Genomic DNA, 17873 nt, shown 5'->3' on the forward strand with positions numbered 1-17873 from the left:
TCACCTACCGTTCATGCCTGCGCGGCCGACGAGCGGCGGCGACGTCGACTCAGTGACTGCCGGCGGGTGGCCGCCCGTTCCTGGGCGTCGCCCAGGCCGTCGCCGTCCGCGCCGGGCCGGTTGAGGTAACCGGCGAGCGCGGCGACGGTCGGGAACTGGAACAGCTCGACGAGCGTCACGTCCCGGCCGGCCGCCGCGACGAGCCGCAGGCGGGCCTCGGCCATCAGCAGGGAGTGGCCGCCCAGCTCGAAGAAGTTGTCGTCCACCCCGACCTGCTCCACGCCGAGCAGCTCCCGCCAGATGCCGGCGACGGTCCGCTCCAGCTCGTCGCGCGGCGCCACGTACGGGCTGCGCAGCTCCGGGCGGGCCAGGTCGGGTTCGGGCAGGGCCGACCGGTCCACCTTGCCGTTCGGGGTCAGCGGCAGGGCGTCCAGCGTGGTGAAGACCGCCGGCACCATGTAGTCGGGCAGCCGTTCCTTCAACCGGCCGATCAGCTCACCGGTGGCCGGCACGGCCGGCCCGACCAGGTACGCCACCAGCCGGGTGTCGCCGCCGTGCGCACGCGCCACCACCACCGCCTCGGTGACGCCGGGGCAGGCGGTCAGCGCCGCCTCGATCTCGCCCAGCTCGATCCGGAAGCCGCGCAGCTTCACCTGGTGGTCGAGGCGGCCCAGGTACTCGATCGCGCCGTCGGCACGGATCCGGCCCAGGTCACCGGTCCTGTAGAGCCGGGCGGGCGGCCGGTCGTCGTCGCGGTCGCCGGTGACGGCCGTGCCGCCGGCCGGCGCCGGTGTGGCGAACGGGTCGGCGAGGAACCGTTCGGCGGTCAGCTCGGGCCGGTTCAGGTAGCCGAGCGCCACGTTGACCCCGCCGATGTGCAGCTCGCCCGGCACACCCACGGGCACCGGCTGCAGATGGCGGTCCAGCACGTACACCTGGGTGTTCGCGATCGGCCGCCCGATCGGCACCGGCCGGGGGTCGTCGCGGCGGCAGGCCCAGGCGGTGACGTCGATCGCCGCCTCGGTCGGGCCGTACAGGTTGTGCAGCTCGGCGGCGGACCGGGTGAAGAAGCGGTCCTGCAGGTCGCGCGGAAGCGCCTCGCCACTGCAGATCACCCGACGCAGGCTCACGCACCGCTCGACGTCGGGCTCGCGCAGGAACGCCTGGAGCATGGAGGGCACGAAGTGCACGGTGGTGACCTGTTCAGAGCGGATCGTGTCGACCAGGTAGGCGCCGTCGCGGTGCCCGTCCGGGCGGGCCACGACGAGCGTCGCGCCGGTCATCAACGGCCAGAAGAACTCCCAGACCGAGACGTCGAACGAGTACGGCGTCTTCTGCAGCACCCGGTCGCCGGGGCCGAGGCCGTAGGCGTCCTGCATCCACAGCAGCCGGTTGCGGATGCCGGCGAACGTGTTCGGCACGCCCTTGGGCCGGCCGGTCGACCCGGAGGTGTAGATGACGTAGGCGACGTCGGTGCCGCGTACCGGGGTGGGCCGGTCGTCGGCGGCGTCCGCGGGCACGTCGTCGGTGAGCAGCTCGTCGGCGAACCACAGCGGCCCGTCCCAGGACAGCTTCTCGCCGAGCCGCCGCTGGGTGAGCACCACCGCCGGGTCCGCGTCGTCGAGCATCAGCGCCACCCGCCCGGCCGGCAGGCCCGGGTCGACGGGCACGTACGCGCCGCCGGCCTGCCAGATCGCCAGCAGGCCGACCACCAGCTCCACCGAGCGTTCCAGCACCAGGCCGACCCGCACGCCGGGGCCGACCCCGGCGGCACGCAGCCGGCGGGCCAGCCCGTTGGCCCGGCGCAGCAGCTCCCCGTAGCCGACGGTGCGGCCGGCGAACCGCACCGCCGGCAGTTCCGGCGTCCGCCGGGCCCGCTCGGCGATCTGCTCGTGCGCCCAGCCCGCGCCGGGCCACCGCCGCGCCTCGCCCCGGGACAGCGCCAGCACGGCGTCCCGCTCGTCGGCGTCCAGCAACGGCAGTTCGTCGACAGCCGTGTGCGGGCCGGCGACGGCCAGCTCGACGATCCGCCGGTAGTGCCCGGCCATTCGGGCCATGGTGGCGGGTTCGAACAGGTCCCGGTCGTACTCGAACCAGCCGCTGACCCCACCGGCGTCGTTGAACAGCTGCAGCTCCAGGTCGAAGCGGGCGCCCTGGGCGCGCAGCGGCAGCCGTTCGAACTCCACCCCGGCCAGGGCCAGCGTGGGCAGCGGGTCACTCTGGTAGGAGAGCCCCACCTGGAAGATCGGCGGCCGGCTGAGGTCGCGGGCCGGCTTCAGCGCCTCCACCACCTTCTCGAACGGCACCCGCTGGTGGGCGTACGCGCCGAGGCAGGCGTCCCGGACCCGGCCCAGCAGTTCGGTGAAGGTCGGGTTGCCGGTCAGGTCCACGCGGACCGGCAGGGTGTTGACGAAGAACCCGATGAGCGGTTCGACCTCGGCCCGGTCCCGGTTGGCCATCGGCACGCCGACCACCACGTCGTCCTGCCCGCTGTAGCGGCGCAGCAGCACGCCGAAGGCGGCCAGCAGCGCCATGTACGTGGTCGCGCCGTGCTGCTTGCCGAGCGCGCCGAGCGCGGTGAGCACCGGCTCGGGCAACGTGAACGGGTGGGAGGCGCCCTGGAAGCCCTGCACCGGCGGGCGGGGCCGGTCGGTCGGCAGGTCGAGCACGGCCGGCGCCCCGGCGAGGTGCTCCCGCCAGTGGGCCAGGTCCGCCGACAGGTCCTCCCCGCCCAGCCAGTCCTGCTGCCAGGCGGCGTAGTCGCCGTACTGGACACTCAGCTCGGGCAGCGCCGGCCGGTCGCCGGTGGCCAGCGCGGCATACCGGGTGGAGAGTTCACCCAGCAGCACCCCGACGGACCAGCCGTCGGAGACGAGGTGGTGCATCGCCACGCCGAGCACGCAGTCGTCGTCACCGAGCCGGAGCAGGGCCAGCCGCAGCAGCGGGCCGGTGGTGATGTCGAACGGCTCGCGCAGCGCGGCCACGATCCGCGCCTCCAGCTCGTCGCCGCCGGCCGGCGTGCCGCGCAGGTCGGTCTCGGCCAGCGGGATCGCGAGCGCCGGGTGGACCACCTGCACCGGCCGCCCGTCGCGCAGCTCGAACGTGGTCCGCAGCGACTCGTGCCGGGCGACGATCCCGTCGACCGCCTGCCGCAGCAGGGCGGTGTCCAGCGGGCCGCGGATGCGCACCGCCGCCGGGATCAGGTACGCCGGGTTGCCGGGGCGGAGCTGCTCCAGGAACCAGATGCCCTGCTGCATCACGGAGATCGGGAAGACGTTCTCCCGCCGGGCGGGCCGCGCCTGGCCCCGCTCGCGCAGCAGCTTCTCGAACAGCGCCCGTTTCTCCGGGGAGAGCGCGGCGAGCCGTGCGTCGAGGTCGGTCATCTCATGCCTCCTGGCCCAGTACGGCCCGCGCCTGCTCGTCGGAGAGGCCTTCCAGCTCGGCGAGCAGCTCCGAGGCGACGTCCTCGAACCGCTCGACCCGCCCGATGGCCGCCGCGTCGGCGCCGCCGTCGTCCGCACCGGCCGGCAGCCGGCTGACGATCTGCTCGGTGAGGGTGCGCAGGGTGGCGCCCTCCAGGAACACCGCGATGGACAGCGAGACGCCGAGCTGGCGTTCGATCTCGTTCTTCAGCTCCACCGCCATGAGCGAGTCCAGGCCCAGGTCGAACAGCGGCTGGTCCAGCCCGACCGACGCCGTCGCGGAGCCGAGGGTGGCCGCGACGGTGAGCACCAGTTGCCCGGTGAGCGTCTCGGCGCGCCGGTCGGCCGGCAGGGCCAGCAGTTGCGCGCGGCTGGGCAGCAGGCTGGTCCGGGCCGTACGCCGGGCGGGCCGGGCGGGGCCGTCGCCGCGCAGCAGCGGGGCGAGCAGGGCCGAACCGGAGACCTCCTGGTAGCGGCGCCCCCACTCGGTCCAGTCGACCGGGACCACGGCGATCTGCGGCTCGTCGTGGCGCAGCAGCCGGTGGAAGACCCGCAGCGCCTGGCCGGGCCGCAGCGTGCCCATGCCCTTGCTGAGCCCGGGGGTGGCGTCGGCGCCCCGGTTGGCCAGGCCGACCCCTTCCCAGATACCCCAGTTGACGCTCAGACCGGGCAGTCCGGCGGCGCGGCGCTGCGCCGCCAGCGCGTCGAGGAAGGCGTTTGCCGCCGCGTACCCGGCCACGAACGGCGAGCTGAGCAGCGAGCTCGTCGAGGAGAACAGGATGAAGAAGTCCAGCTCCCGGCCGGCGAACAGGCGGTGCAGCACCCACGCGCCGACCGCCTTGGGCAGCAGCGGGCGTTCCAGGTCGGCCCGGGTCAGCTCCATCAGCGGGGCCACCTCACCGGTGCCGGCGGCGTGCACGACGCCCCGGATCGGCGGCCGGCCCTCCCGGTCGTAGCCGGCCAGCAACGCCCGTACCGCCTCCTCGTCGGCGACGTCGACGGAGGCCACGTGCACGGCGGCCCCGAGCGCCTCCAGCCCGCGCACCCCGGCGACACGTGCCGCCGCCGGATGGTCGGCGGGCAGGCCGGCCCACTCGGCGCGGGGCGGAAGCACGGTGCGGCCGAGCAGCACCAGCCGCCGCGCGCCGGCCCGCACCATCGACCGGGCCACCTCCAGGCCGATGCCGCCGAGGCCGCCGGTGATCAGGTAGCTCGCGTCGGGCCGCCACGGCCCGTCGGCGGCGTCGGCCTCGGGCACCGCCTGGCGGACGAGCCGGGCCACGTAGCGCCGGTCGCCGTGCAACGCGACCTGGTCCTCGGCGTCGCGGGCGGTCAGCTCCCCCACCAGGCGCGTGGCCAGCGTGGCCGAGTCGGCGGCCGGGTCGAGGTCGATCAGGCCGCCCCAGAGCGCCGAGTGCTCCTGCTGCAACGACCGGCCCAGGCCCCACAGGGCCGACTGGGCCACCGCGAGCGACACCGGGCCGCCCGGGGCGTCGGCCGGCCGTACCGCGCCGCGGGTGACCAGCCAGAGCCGTACCGTCTCCGGGCCCCGCGCCCGGGCCAGCGCCTGCGCGGTGTGGACCGCGCTGAGGCTGCCCCGCTCGGTGGCCCGCAGCAGCGCGGCGGCGTCCGCCGTGCCGTCCGGGTCGGTGTCGTCGAGGCTCCACAGGTGCAGCACCTGAAGCTCGCCGCCGTCGAGCGCCAGCTCGTCCACCAGCCGGCTCAGGTCCGCCGGGCCGTCCAGGCGCACCTCGGCCCGCGCGCCGTCGACGCGGTACGCCAGGCCTGGCGACACCCGTACCACCCGCTCGCCCCGGGCGGCGACGGCGTCGGCGAACCCGGCGCCGACCCCGGTCCCGTCGGTGAGCACCAGCCAGGTCCGGGCCGGGGTTGCTTCCGGGTCGGGAGCCGGCGCGGGCGCGTCGACAGGTTGCCAGTCGAGCCGGTAGAGCAGGTCGTCGTCGGCGTACGCGGCGGCGCCGTCCTCGTCGGTGTCGTCCACGGTGGACGATCCGGTGTGCCGCTGCTGCTGCCGCTGCGTGCGGCGCGGCTCCTGCCAGCAGTGCGTCTTCTCGAACGGGTAGGTGGGCAGCGGCACCCGGGCCCGCCGGTAGTCCCGGTCGAAACCGGCCCAGTCCAGGTCCACGCCGGCGGTGTAGAGCCGGGCGACGGTGTGCAGCAGCACCGCCCAGTCGTCGTGCTTGGGCCGCAGGCTCGGCGCCAGCAGGGCCTCCCCCGCCGGCAGGTTGTCGCTGATCATGCCGAGCAGCGTCGGCGCGGGTCCCATCTCGACGAAGGTGCGGTAGCCCAGCTCGCGCAGCGTGTCGATGCTGGCCGCGAAGCGCACCGGCTGGCGGGCGTGCCGGCACCAGTAGTCGGCGTCCGGGGCGGTGTCCCACGGCCACAGCTCACCGGTCAGGTTCGCCACGAGCGGGATGCGCGGCGGGGTGAACGTCACCGCGTCGGCCGCCGCGCGCAGGCCCGGCAGGATCGGCTCGATCAGCGGCGAGTGCGACGAGGTGGTGATGTGCAGCTGCTTGGTCTTCACCCCGCGCCTGTCGAACTCGGCGCAGATCCGCGCCAGCGCCTCCCGCTCACCGGAGATGGAGGTGGTGCCGGGGCCGTTGACCGCGGCGACGGACACCCGGTCGGCGTACCCGGCGAGCACCTCGGCGACCTCGGCCTCGGGGGCGAAGACGGCCACCATCGCGCCGTTGTCGTTCAGCTCCCACATCAGCCGGCCGCGTTCGACGACCAGCCGCAGCCCGTCCTCCAGGCTCATCATGCCGGCCACGCAGGCGGCCACGTACTCGCCGAAGCTGTGCCCGAGCACCGCCACCGGCTCGACGCCCCAGGAGCGCCACATCTGCGCCATGGCGTACTGCACCGCGAACAGCGCCGGCTGCGAGTAGGTCGTGCGGTAGACCAGGTCGGAGTCCGGGTCGGCCGGGTAGATCACGTCCAGCAGCGGGACGTCCAGCAGCGGCCGCAGGATCTCGTCGCAGCGGTCGACGGCCTGCCGGAAGGTGGGCTGCGTCTGGTAGAGGGCGCGGGCCATGCCGACGCGCTGCGGGCCCTGCCCGGTGAAGAGGAAGACCACGTCGTCGCTGCCGGCCTCGCCCACCACCGGCAGGTCGCCGGGCAGCCCGTCGACGAAGTCGGCGAGCTGGTCGGCGACCTCCCGGACGGACGCGCCGACGGCGGCCAGCCGGTGCGGGAAGTGGGCCCGTCCGGTGCCGGCCGAGAAGCAGACGTCGGCCAGCGCCGCGCCCGGGTCGGCGGACAGTCGCTGCTGGTAGCGCCGGGCCAGCTCCAGCAGCCCGTCCGGCGTCCGGGCCGACAGCGGCAGCACCGAACGGGGCCGCTCCACCGCCGGTTCCGACGGTACGGCCGGCGGCTCGGGCGCGGCCTGCACGATCAGGTGGGCGTTGGTGCCGCTGAAACCGAAGCTGCTCACCCCGGCCACCGGCCGCTCGGCGACCGCCGGCCACTCGCTCAACTCGGTCGGCACCGCGAACGTGGTGCCGGCGAAGGAGATGTGCGGATTCAGCTCGGTGAAGTGCACGTTCGGCGGGATCGCGCCCTTGTGCAGGGCGAGCACCACCTTGATCAGCCCGACGATGCCGGAGGCGGCCTCGGCATGGCCGACGTTCGTCTTCGACGACCCCAGGTAGACCGGTGCGCCCTCCTCCCGGCCGTACACCTCGGCCAGCGCCTCGACCTCGATCGGGTCGCCGAGCGTGGTGCCGGTGCCGTGCGCCTCGATGTAGGAGACCTGCTCGGCGGCGACGCCGCTAGCCGCGAGCGCCCGGCGCAGCACGTCGCGCTGCGCCACCCCGTTCGGGGCGGTCACCCCGGAGCTGCGACCGTCCTGGTTGACCGCGCCGCCGCGGATCACCGCGAGCACCTGGTCGCCGTCGCGTACCGCGTCGGTCAGACGCTTGAGCACGACGATGCCGCAGCCCTCGCTGCGGACGTAGCCGTTGGCGCGGGCGTCGAAGGTCTTGCACCGGCCGTCCGGGGCGACCATGCCGGGGAACTGGGAGAAGGCCACGCTGGGCAGCGGCGACAGGACGACGTTCACCCCGCCGCCGAGGGCCAGGTCGCACTCGCCGGACCGCAGGCTCTGCACCGCCATGTGCACCGACACCAGCGAGGAGGAGCAGGCAGTGTCCACCGCCACGCTCGGGCCGCGCAAGTCGAAGACGTACGAGATCCGCCCGGTCACCACGCTGTGCGCGGTGCCGGTGCTGGCGTAGGCGGTGATGTCCTCCAGCCCGGGGAAGTTCTCGGTGGCGAAGTCGTTGCTGCACACGCCGAGGAACACCCCGGTACGGCTGCCGGCCAGCGCGGTCGGCGCCTTCCCGGCGTTCTCCAGCGCCTCCCAGGACACCTCCAGGGCGAGCCGCTGCTGCGGGTCCATGGCCAGCGCCTCGCGCCGGGAGATGCCGAAGAACTCGTAGTCGAAGTGGTCGACGCGGTCCAGGAAGCCGCCCCAGCGGGTCCGCATCTTGCCGGGCTGCTGCGGTTGCTCGTCGTAGAACTCGTCGACCGGCCAGCGGTCGGCCGGGATCTCCGCGACCGCGTCGACGCCGTCGCGCAGGATCCGCCAGAAGCTCTCCGCGTCGACCGCGCCGCCGGGGAAGCGCAGCCCCATGCCGACGACCGCGACGGGCTCGGTCCGGCCGCGCTCGTACTCGGCGAGCTGCCGCTGCATCCGCTCCATCTGCAGGTAGGCGCGCTTGAGCGTGGAGTTCGGCGCCTGCGCCTGCTGCCCGGTCGTGGTCATCCCTGACGCCCTTCCTCGATCTGGTTGAGCTTGGCCAGCAGGAGCGCCTCGACGTCGTCGTCGGAGAGCTGCTCCAGGTCGGTGGCCGGGTCGTCGGTCCCGGCGGCCGGTGTCGCGCCGGGCGCGGTCGCCGGGCCGGTCCCCGCCGGGGAGACGTCGGCGTCCGGCCCGGCCTCCAGCGCCACGTCCATCCGCTCGGCGAGGTGCGGTACGAGCGCGTCGATGGTCGGGAAGCGCCACGCGAGCGTGGCGGACAGTTCGACGTCGAGCGACGTCTCCAGCCGCTTGCGCAGCTCCAGCGACATCAGCGAGTCGAAGCCCATGTTCGCCAGCGGCGAGGTGACGTCGACCCGGTCGGCGTCCACCTTGAGCACCCGGGCCACCTCACCGGCGACGTGCCCGGTGAGCAGGGCGCGCCGGCGGCGGCCCGGCTCGACGGTGAGCAGCCGCCGGCGTACCTCGCCGGAGCGCGCCCGGCCCTCGGCCGTGCGCGGGGTGTCCACCGCGACCAGGTCGGCCAGCAGCGCGGGCACGAGCCCGCCGGCCGCGGCCGTGCGGAGCCGGTCGAGGTCCAGCGGCAGGACGGCCGCCTGCGCCGCCGGGGTCCGCACCAGCCGGTCCAGCGCCTCGATGCCGTCGCGTGGGTCGATGCCGACGATGCCCTGCCCGGCGAGCTGGCCGCCACGGTCCGGGCGGGCCGCCAGGCCGGACCCGGACCAGGGACCCCAGTTGACGCTCAGCGCGGCCCGTCCCTGCGCCCGGCGCCGCTGCGCGAGCGTGTCCAGGAACGCGTTCGCGGCGGCGTAGTTGGCCTGGCCCGGTGAGCCGAGCAGCGCGGCGGCCGAGGAGTAGAGGACGAAGAAGTCGAGGTCCCGGTCCAGGGTGGCCCGGTGCAGATGCCAGGCGCCGTCCACCTTGGGCGCGGCCACGGCCCGGAACCGGGCCCGGTCGAGCTGCAGCATCAGCCCGTCGTCCAGCACACCGGCGGCGTGCACGACGCCGGCCAGCGGCGGCATCGTCCGGTCGAGGTCCGCCAGCACCGCCGTGACGTCCTCGTGGCGGGCGATGTCGGCCTGCCGGACCTGGACCTCGACGCCCTGCCCGCGCAACTCGTCGAGGACCTGCCCGGCGTACGCCGAGGGCCGGCTGCGGCCGAGCAGCGCCAGGTGCCGCGCGCCGCGACCGGCCAGCCAGCGGGCGGTCTCCAGGCCGAGAGCGCCGAGACCACCGGTGATCAGGTACGTGGCGGCCGGCCGGACCGGGACCTCCCCCGGCGGTACGGCGGCCACCTCGTGCCCACCGGGCCGCAGCACGATCTTGCCGGTGTGCCGGGCCTGCGCCATGAGACCGAACGCCGCCGCCGCGTCGGCGTAGTCGTAGGTGGTCACCGGGAGGGCGGTGAACTCGCCGCTGTCGAAGCCGCGCAGCACCTCGGCGAAGAGGCGGGCGATCAGCTTCGGCCGCTCGGCGAAGGCGCGTTCCAGGTCGACGGCGAGGAACGAGCGGTTGTGCCGCAGCGCCCGCAGGCCGAGGTGGCTGTTGGCGTAGATGTCCTGCTTGCCGATCTCGACGAACCGCCCGTTCGGCGCGAGCAGGCCGAGGCTGCGGGTGAGCGCCTCGCCGGTGAGCGAGTTGAGCACGACGTCCACGCCCCGGCCGTCGGTGAGGGCCAGCACCTCGTCGGCGAAACGCAGCGACCGGGAGTCCATCACGTGCTTGACGCCGAGGCGGCGCAGCAGTTCCCGCTTCTCCTCACTGCCGGCGGTGGCCAGCACCTCGGCGCCGTTGCGGCGGGCCACCTGCAGCGCGGCCAGGCCGACGCCGCCGGTGGCCGAGTGGATCAGGAGGGTGTCGCCCTCGCCGAGGTGGGCCAGGTACTCCAGGCCGTACACCACGGTGAGGAACGCGATCGGCAGCGCGGCGGCCTGCTCGTCGGTGAGCCCGCCGGGGACGGGGGCGACCAGCTCGGCCCGGGTGGTGGTGTACGCGGCCATGCTGGACGGGGCCACCGCCATCACCGCGTCGCCGACGCTCAGGCCGGTGACTCCGGCGCCGAGCGCGGTGACCCGGCCGGCGCACTCGCCGCCCAGCGGCACGATGCCCGGGGGTACGCCGGGGCAGATCTCCATCGCCTTGAGCACGTCGTTGAAGTTGAGTCCGGCGGCGGCCACCTCGATCTGCACCTGGCCGGGGCCGGGCGGCACGCGTGCGGAGAGCACCGGCGTCAGGCTGCCCAGGTGTCCCTGCACCGACAGCAGCCGGTAGTTGCCGTCGGCGGCGGACCGGTCGAACGGGTGCGGACGCGCCGGCGTGGCCGTGGGCGCGCGCCACGGGACCAGCCGGGGCACGTAGCGCCGGCCGCCGCGCAGCGCGACCTGCTCGCCACCGGGCCGGTGCAGCAGTTCGTCGACCAGGCCGGGAACGCCGTGCCGCCCGTCGGCCGGGTCGAGGTCGACGATCGTGGGGCGCAGCTCGGCGTGTTCCAGCGCGACCACCCGGGCCAGTCCCCAGAGGCCGCCCTGGGCCGGGTCCGGCGCGCCCGCGTCGGCGGCGACCACCTGCGCGCCCCGGGTGGCCAGCACCAGCCGGGGTGACCGGCCGCCGACCTCGGTGAGCGCCCGCACCAGATGCGTGACGGCGACCGGACCGAGCAGTTCGAGCCGGTCCAGTGGGGTGTCCGGCAGGTCGGCCGGGCTCTGCTCGGTGAGGCGCACGTCGAGGCTCCACGCGTGCAGCACTCCGGCGCACGGCTCCGGCCGGGCGGCACGCAGGTCGGTCAGGAGCGTCACGAAGTCCGCCGGCCGGGCCGGGTCGACCTCGTACCGGTCCAGGGCAACCTGCCGGTAGGCGTCACCGGGTGCGACGGTCACCGTGTCCACGCCCCGGCCGGACAGCGCGGCCCGCAGGTCGCCGCCGACCGGGTCGGCGCCGGTGAGCAGCAGCCACCAGCCGCCGGTCTCCGGCGTCTGTGCCCCGTCGGTGGCCTCCTGCCAGGCCAGGTCGAGCAGCGCCTCGCCGACCGGGTCGGCCGGGCCGGAGCCGGCCAGCCGGCGCAGCCGCACGCCGGCGATCTCGCCCACCGGGTCGCCGGCCGCGTCGTAGAGCACCACCCGGGCGCCGTCGATCTCCGGGCCGTCGGTGGCGGCCCCGCCCACGGTGGCGTGCGCCCATCGGGGTACGCCCGGGCCGGCGGCGAGGGCGAAACGCTCCACCCCCACCGGCAGGTACGTCCCGTCGTCGGCGCCGGTCATGGCCGCCGCCAGCACCTGCAGGCAGCTGTCCAGCAGGGCGGGGTGCACCAGGTACGGCTCCCGGTCGCCGGTCAGCTCGGCCGGGTCGCGCAGTTCGGCGACCGCCTCGCGCTCGCCCTGCCAGAGCGCGGCGACGCCCTGGAAGGCGGGGCCGTAGCGCAGGCCGGACCGGGCCAGCCGGGCGTAGTGCTCGGCGCTGTCCCGCTGCTCGCCGCAGCGCGAGCGGACCGTGGTCAGCGGCTCGACGGCGCCGGCCGGGAACGGCTGCGCGGCGCCGTACCGGCCGTGCGCCACCTCGTTCCAGGCGTCGTCCGGTCCGCGGCTGTAGATCCGCAGCGTGCCGCCGGTGGCGGTCTCCGGGAGCAGGACGAGTTGGACGGTGTCCGCCTCGGCCAGCTCCTCGACGAGGGTGACCCGGGTCAGTTCGATCCGCTCGACCACCGCGGCCGGATCGTCGAGGAGCCGCCGGGTCGCCGCCAGCGCCGCGTCGAGCAGCAGGCTGGCCGGCAGCACCGGGCTGTCCTCGACGACGTGGTCCCGCAGGTAGCCGAACCCGGCCAGGTCGAGCCGGACGCCGAAGTGGTGTCCGCCCGGTTCGGCGGCGGACCGGACGTACGTCTCCAGCACCGGGTGCCCGCGGTGGGCGGTGCGCCGCGTCCGGGGGTACTCGTCGGTGAGCCAGTGCCGTTCCCGCTGCCACGGGTACGCCGGCAGCGCGGCCATCGGCACGACCGGCCCGTACATCCGGCGCCAGTCGACCGGGCAGCCGGCGGTCCAGAGGCGGCCCAGCTCACCGAGGACCGTGGCCCGGCTCGGCTCGTCGCGGCGCAGCGAGGCGACGACGACGCCGTCGCGCTGCTGGCGGGCGATGCGTTCGGTGACCGGGCCGCCGAGCATGGGATGCGGGGAGATCTCCACGAACACGTCGTGCCCGGCGTCGACCAGGCGGGTGACGGCGGTGTCGAACAGCACCGGCCGGCGCAGGTTGTCGGCCCAGTACGCGGCGTCGAGCGCGGCGCCGTCGATCGGCCCGGCGGTGACCGTGGAGAGCATCGGCACGGCGGCGGGCCCCGGGGTGAGCCCGTCGAGCAGCGCGCCGAGCTCGGCGCGCAGCGGCTCCATCTGTGGGCTGTGCGAGGCGTAGTCGACCGATTCGAGCATCCGGCAGAACGTCCCCTCGGCCGTCAGCGTCTCGGCGAGGGCGGCCAGGGCCGCGCCGTCGCCGGAGAGCACAGTGGACTCCGGTCCGTTGGCGGCGGCGACCGAGACGGCGCCCGGCCGCCGCTCGGCGAGCAACTGCTCGGTCCGGTCGAGCGGGAGGCCGAGCACCGCCATCCGGCCGTTGCCGATGGCGGCGCGGATGACCCGGCCCCGCTGGCGGGCGACCCGCATCGCGTCGGCGATGCCGAGCGCGCCCGCGACCTGGGCGGCGGCCACCTCGCCGACGCTGTGCCCGACCACGGCGGCCGGCTCGACGCCCCAGGAGCGCCAGAGCGCGGCCAGGGCGATCTGCACGGCGGTCAGCGCGGGCTGGGCGACCGCCGGGTCGTCCAGCAGACTCGCGTCGCCCCGGCCGGTGACCAGGTCGAGCAGGGAGAAGTCGACGTACTGCCGCAGCGCCCGGTCGCACTGCGCGAACGTGTCGCGGAACGCCGGCTCGGCGAGCAGGTCCTCGGTGATCGGCCACCACCGGGGCCCCTGGCCGGAGAACACGAAGACGGGCTTCGGGCGCCGGGAGACGCGCCGGGCGCCCCACGACAGCCCGGGCCGTTCCGTGCCGGCCGCGTACGCGACGAGCGCGTCCCGTACCTGCTCGGGCGAGTCACCGACGCAGGCCAGCCGGTGCTCGTGGTGGGTGCGGCGCACGGCGGCGGCGGCGCAGACGGCGGCGAGGTCCGCGCCTTCGCCGGGCGGGGGCAGCTTCGCCGCGTACCGCCGGGCGAGTTCGCCGAGCGCCTCGGGGGTACGGGCCGAGATGGTCAGCAGCCGGGCCGGGTCCGCCGGGGCGCCTCCGGCGGGCGCGCTGCCGTTGAGGCGGAGGTCGCCGGGCGCGGCAGCCGTTTCGGAGGAGGCGTGCCGGTCGGACCGGGGCGGCTCGGCGAGGACCAGGTGCGCGTTGGTGCCGCCGAAGCCGAACGAGCTGACTCCGGCGACGGCCCGCGCGTACCCGTCCGGCCACGGCTGGCCGGTGTCGGCCACCTGGAGCGCGAGCTGCGCGAACGGGATGTGCGGGTTGGGCTGCCGGTAGTGCAGGGTCGGCGGGATCTGCCGGTGCCGCAGGACCAGCGCGGCCTTGATCAGGCCGGCGATCCCGGCGGCGGCCTCCAGGTGGCCGAGGTTGGACTTGACCGATCCGATGAACAGGGGCCGCGCCGGATCGCGGTCGGCGCAGACCACGGCGGCGAGCGCCTTGGCCTCGATCGGGTCGCCGAGCAGCGTGCCGGTGCCGTGCGCCTCGACGTAGCCGACCTGTTCCGGCGCCACGCCGGCCCGCTCGTACGCGCTGCGCAGCACCGCCTCCTGGGCGTGCGGGTTCGGCGCCATCAGCCCGTTGGTCCGGCCGTCCTGGTTGACCGCCCCGCCGAGGATCACCCCGTAGATCGGGTCCTGGTCGGCGAGCGCCCGGGACAGCGGCTTGAGGATCACCACGCCGGCGCCCTCGGCGCGGACGTAGCCGTCGGCCCGGGCGTCGAAGGTCTTGCAGCGACCGTCGCCCGCCATCGCGCCGGCCTTGCTGAAGTTGATCGCCAGCGCGGGTGACAGGACCACGTTGACCCCGCCGGCGACGGCCAGCGTGCAGTCTCCCCGGCTCAGGCTGGTGACGGCCTGGTGCACCGCGACCAGCGAGGAGGAGCAGGCGGTGTCGACGGCGATGCTCGGGCCGCGCAGGTCGAACAGGTACGACAGGCGGTTCGCCGCGATGCTGAACGCGTTGCCGGTGCCGGTGTACGCGTCGACCCGGTCGAGGTCGGCGAGGGTGAGCTGGGCGTAGTCGCTGGTGGCGATGCCGATGAAGACGCCGGTCGGGGAGCCGGCCAGGTCGTCGGCGGCCAAGCCGGCGTCCTCCAGCGCTTCCCAGGTCACCTCGGCGAGAAGCCGCTGCTGCGGGTCCATCCGGGCGGCCTCGTGGGCGGCGATGCCGAAGAAGTGCGGGTCGAACTGGTCGATCCGGTCCAGGAAGCCGCCCCAGCGGGTGGTCGTCCTTCCGGGCGTCGTCGCGTCGTCGGTGTGCAGCTCGTCGGCGTCCCACCGGTCGGCGGGCACCTCGCGGACCGCGTCGCGTCCTTCGGTCAGCAGGCGCCAGAAGCTCTCCGGTCCGTCGACGCCGCCGGGGAGGCGGCAGCCGATGCCGATGACGGCGACGGCCTCGTCGGTCGCGTCCGCGTGGCCCGCGGTCGCCTCGGCGCCGGTCGCCGTGGTCGCGGCCGGATCGGCCTGCGCCGTGGGCTCGACCGGCGCGGCGGGTTCGGAGCCGGTGGCCGGGTCGCCGAGGTGGGCGGCCAGCGCCTCGATGGTCGGGTACTCCCAGATCAGGGTCGCGGACAGGGTACGGCCCAGCCACGTCTCCAGTTCGCCCACGAGCCCGACCATCTCCACCGACTGCAGCCCGTACGTGGCGACGGGCCGGGTGGGGTCCACCGCCTGCGGGCTGATCCCCAGCCGGGCGGCCAGCTCCGCCACGAGGCGCTGCTCGACCTCGGCGCGACCGGGCGCGGCCACGGCCGGTGCCGGCGTGCTGCCCGCACCGCCGGTGACGTGTTCCGGGTCGGCCGCGCTCCAGCGCGCCAGCACCGTGAGGTCGCCGGTGAGGAAGGACTGCCGGGCGGCCCGCCGTTGCAGCTTTCCGCTGGAGGTCTTCGGGATGCTGCCCTGCTTGATCAGGACCACGTCGTGCACCTGGAGGCCGTGCTCCTGGGCGACCGCGCCGCGGATCGCCGTGACGACGCGCTCGGCGTCGAGCCGGGCGCGGCTGCCGCCGACCTCCTGGATGACGACGAGCCGCTCCTCCCCGTCGACCTCCACCGAACAGGCCACGCCGCAGCCCGGACGCAGCGTCGGATCGCTCTGCTCGACCGTCACCTCGATGTCGCTCGGGTAGTGGTTCCGCCCGGCGATGATGATCAGGTCCTTGTGCCGGCCGGTGACGAACAGCTCCCCGTCGTCGGTCAGGAAGCCCAGGTCGCCGGTGCGCAGGAACGGGCCGTCGCCGCTGCCGGCGAGCCGGGCCCGGAAGGTCTCCTCGCTCTCCTGCGGGCGTCCCCAGTAGCCCTGGGCGACGCTGCCGCCACCGAACCAGATCTCGCCGACCCGGCCGGCCGGGAGCCGCTCGCAGGTAGCGGGGTCGACGATGACCAGCTCGTGCCCGGCGGCCGCCGTTCCGCAGCTGACGAGCGTCCGGCTCTCCTCGTCCGGGCCGGCCTCGACCGCCCGGTTGTCGGCGAGGTCGGCGGCACGCACGCGGCGTACTGCCGGTTCGGTGCCGGCCAGCCCGCCGGCGACGAACAGCGCCGCCTCGGCCAGGCCGTAGCAGGGGTAGAAGGCCTCGCGGCGGAACCCGCTGGGCCCGAAGGCCGCCACGAACCGGTCGATGGTCTCGGCCCGGACCGGCTCGGCCCCGCTGAACGCCAGCCGCCAGCTGCTCAGGTCCAGCGCCGCGCGTTCGTCCGCGGTGGTCTTCGCCAGGCACAGCTCGTAACCGAAGTTGGGGCTGCCGCTGAGCGTGGCCCGGTAGGTGGAGATGGCCTGCAGCCAGCGGAGCGGGCGCTTGAGGAACGACGTCGGTGACATGAAGGTCGCCGGGAACCCGGCGTAGAGCGGCTGCAGCATGGCGCCGATCAGCCCCATGTCGTGGTACGGCGGCAGCCAGCTCACCAGCCGGGTGGTCTCGACGTCGGTGATGAAACGCTGGTTCGTCACCTCGAGGTTGGCCAGCAGGTTGGCGTGGCTGAGCACCACGCCCTTCGGCCGCCCGGTGGAGCCGGACGTGTACTGGAGGAACGCCACGTCGTCACCGCCGAGGCCGGGCTCGCGCCACCCGTCGGCCACGGCCGGGTCGATCCGGTCGACGGCCTGCCAGACGAGCGAGCCCAGCGCGGGCGCCAGCGCGGTGATCTGGCCGGCCATCGCGGTGATCTCCGCCGGCGCGAGCACGATAGCGGGACGGGCGTCCTGGATCACGCCGATCAGCCGGGGCAGGGTCCGCTTGAGCAGCACCGGGTTCGGCGGATACACCGGTACGGCGATCACCCGGGCGTAGAGGCAGCCCAGGAACGCGGCGAGGTAGTCCAGGCCCGGTGGGCAGACGATGAGCGCCCGCTCGCCCTCGTTCACGCGCTCTCGCAACGTGGCGGCGATGGCCCGGGCCCGCCGATCCATGTCGGCGTTGGAAATGGCGACCTCGTCGTTCTCGCCGTCGGCCAGGAACCGATAGGTCACGCCGTCCGGACGGTCGAGAAGGACCGCACGGAACCGGTCGACCAGGGTGCCGGGTTTCGGCGGTTGACCAGCGCGACCGGCGGACCCGGCCGACTGTCGCACTGGGTCGGCCGCATCGCCTCGTCCTGGCAGGGAAATGCCCACGATCCGATTCCTTCTGACGTCCGGTAAAGGCACAGTAGGTCCGGCGCGAATGCATGATTAATGCTGCGTTCGCACCACGTTAATAATCCGGAAAGCACGTTCTGGACTTCGCGAAATGATCCGCGTTCGTCCCGCCGACTACCAGGACGGCGGCGGCACCAGCATCCCGGCGTTCATCGGCGAGTGTCAACCCTGATCGTTGATAAAGTTTGTGTAACTCGGCTTTCCCAGGAGGCGCAAGCAACGCACCGAGCGCCAACTCCCCGACAGGCGGGAACGATTTTCATAACTGCAGGTGAACGCAGCTCTGCCACTGTCGGATAATTGCGCGCCACTTACCCGACAGTCGACCCGGAGCAGCGCCCCGCCCGGCAGGGAGCGCGCAAAAGCGCAGGCCGTAGGTCATCACGGCATACACAGCGGCGCGCCTTACCGCAGGGAAAACGCGGGCGAACGCGCGTACGGCGGCCCACGTGCCCCGCTGCGCCATGCCCGTGACAGGTGGTGCGCTTCAGCCAAGAAGCGCGTCGGCGGGCGTCATCCGCCCCGCCTATGCCGTCCTCGCCGCACATATTGACGAGTGGAATAAACGCCGTCGTGTACGGGCCTGAAACTCCTGGCCAAGGCCCGTCTGATAGCCGATGACATCATCCAGACTACCTCCCCCGGAGCGCAGCATAACACCAGGCGTCGCTCTGCGTTGCCCGTCGATCACGCCAATCAGGGCCACCAATCCGGGCAGCCAAGATCAGTATGCTCACGACACTCCACGCGACCTGCGGAAATGGCTTCCGCATCCGGATCGGGGCGCGCGATAAGCGCGTCGACCAA

General features: G+C 74.5%; 3 protein-coding genes. All 3 read right to left on the bottom strand.

Annotated features, from left to right (window positions below; all coding sequences use genetic code 11):
* Positions 1–11: 11 nt before the first annotated feature.
* The 3 genes from J3R08_RS19995 to J3R08_RS20005 are packed head-to-tail and all read right to left on the bottom strand — an operon-like array spanning position 12 to position 16898.
* Positions 12–3383 carry a non-ribosomal peptide synthetase gene (locus J3R08_RS19995; protein ID WP_209962429.1) on the bottom strand — a complete coding sequence of 1124 codons (3372 nt, stop codon included), beginning with the start codon at positions 3381–3383 and terminating at the stop codon, positions 12–14.
* Position 3384: 1 nt separating this feature from the next.
* Positions 3385–8211, bottom strand: coding sequence for a type I polyketide synthase (locus J3R08_RS20000; protein ID WP_209962431.1), 4827 nt, complete (start codon positions 8209–8211; stop codon positions 3385–3387).
* Positions 8208–16898: a type I polyketide synthase gene (locus J3R08_RS20005; protein WP_209962433.1), complete on the bottom strand. Its 8691-nt coding sequence runs from the start codon at positions 16896–16898 to the stop codon at positions 8208–8210. The genes J3R08_RS20000 and J3R08_RS20005 overlap by 4 nt, the downstream gene beginning before the upstream one ends.
* Between the last annotated feature and the right edge of the window lie 975 nt (positions 16899–17873).

The organism is Micromonospora sp. HB375, assembly GCF_017872985.1.
GTDB classification, from domain to species: domain Bacteria; phylum Actinomycetota; class Actinomycetes; order Mycobacteriales; family Micromonosporaceae; genus Micromonospora; species Micromonospora chalcea.

Coding starts and splice junctions, on each gene's coding strand:
- J3R08_RS19995 (WP_209962429.1), bottom strand. CDS start 3,383: ATGACCGACCTCGACGCACGGCTCGCCGCGCTCTCCCCGGAGAAACGG.
- J3R08_RS20000 (WP_209962431.1), bottom strand. CDS start 8,211: ATGACCACGACCGGGCAGCAGGCGCAGGCGCCGAACTCCACGCTCAAG.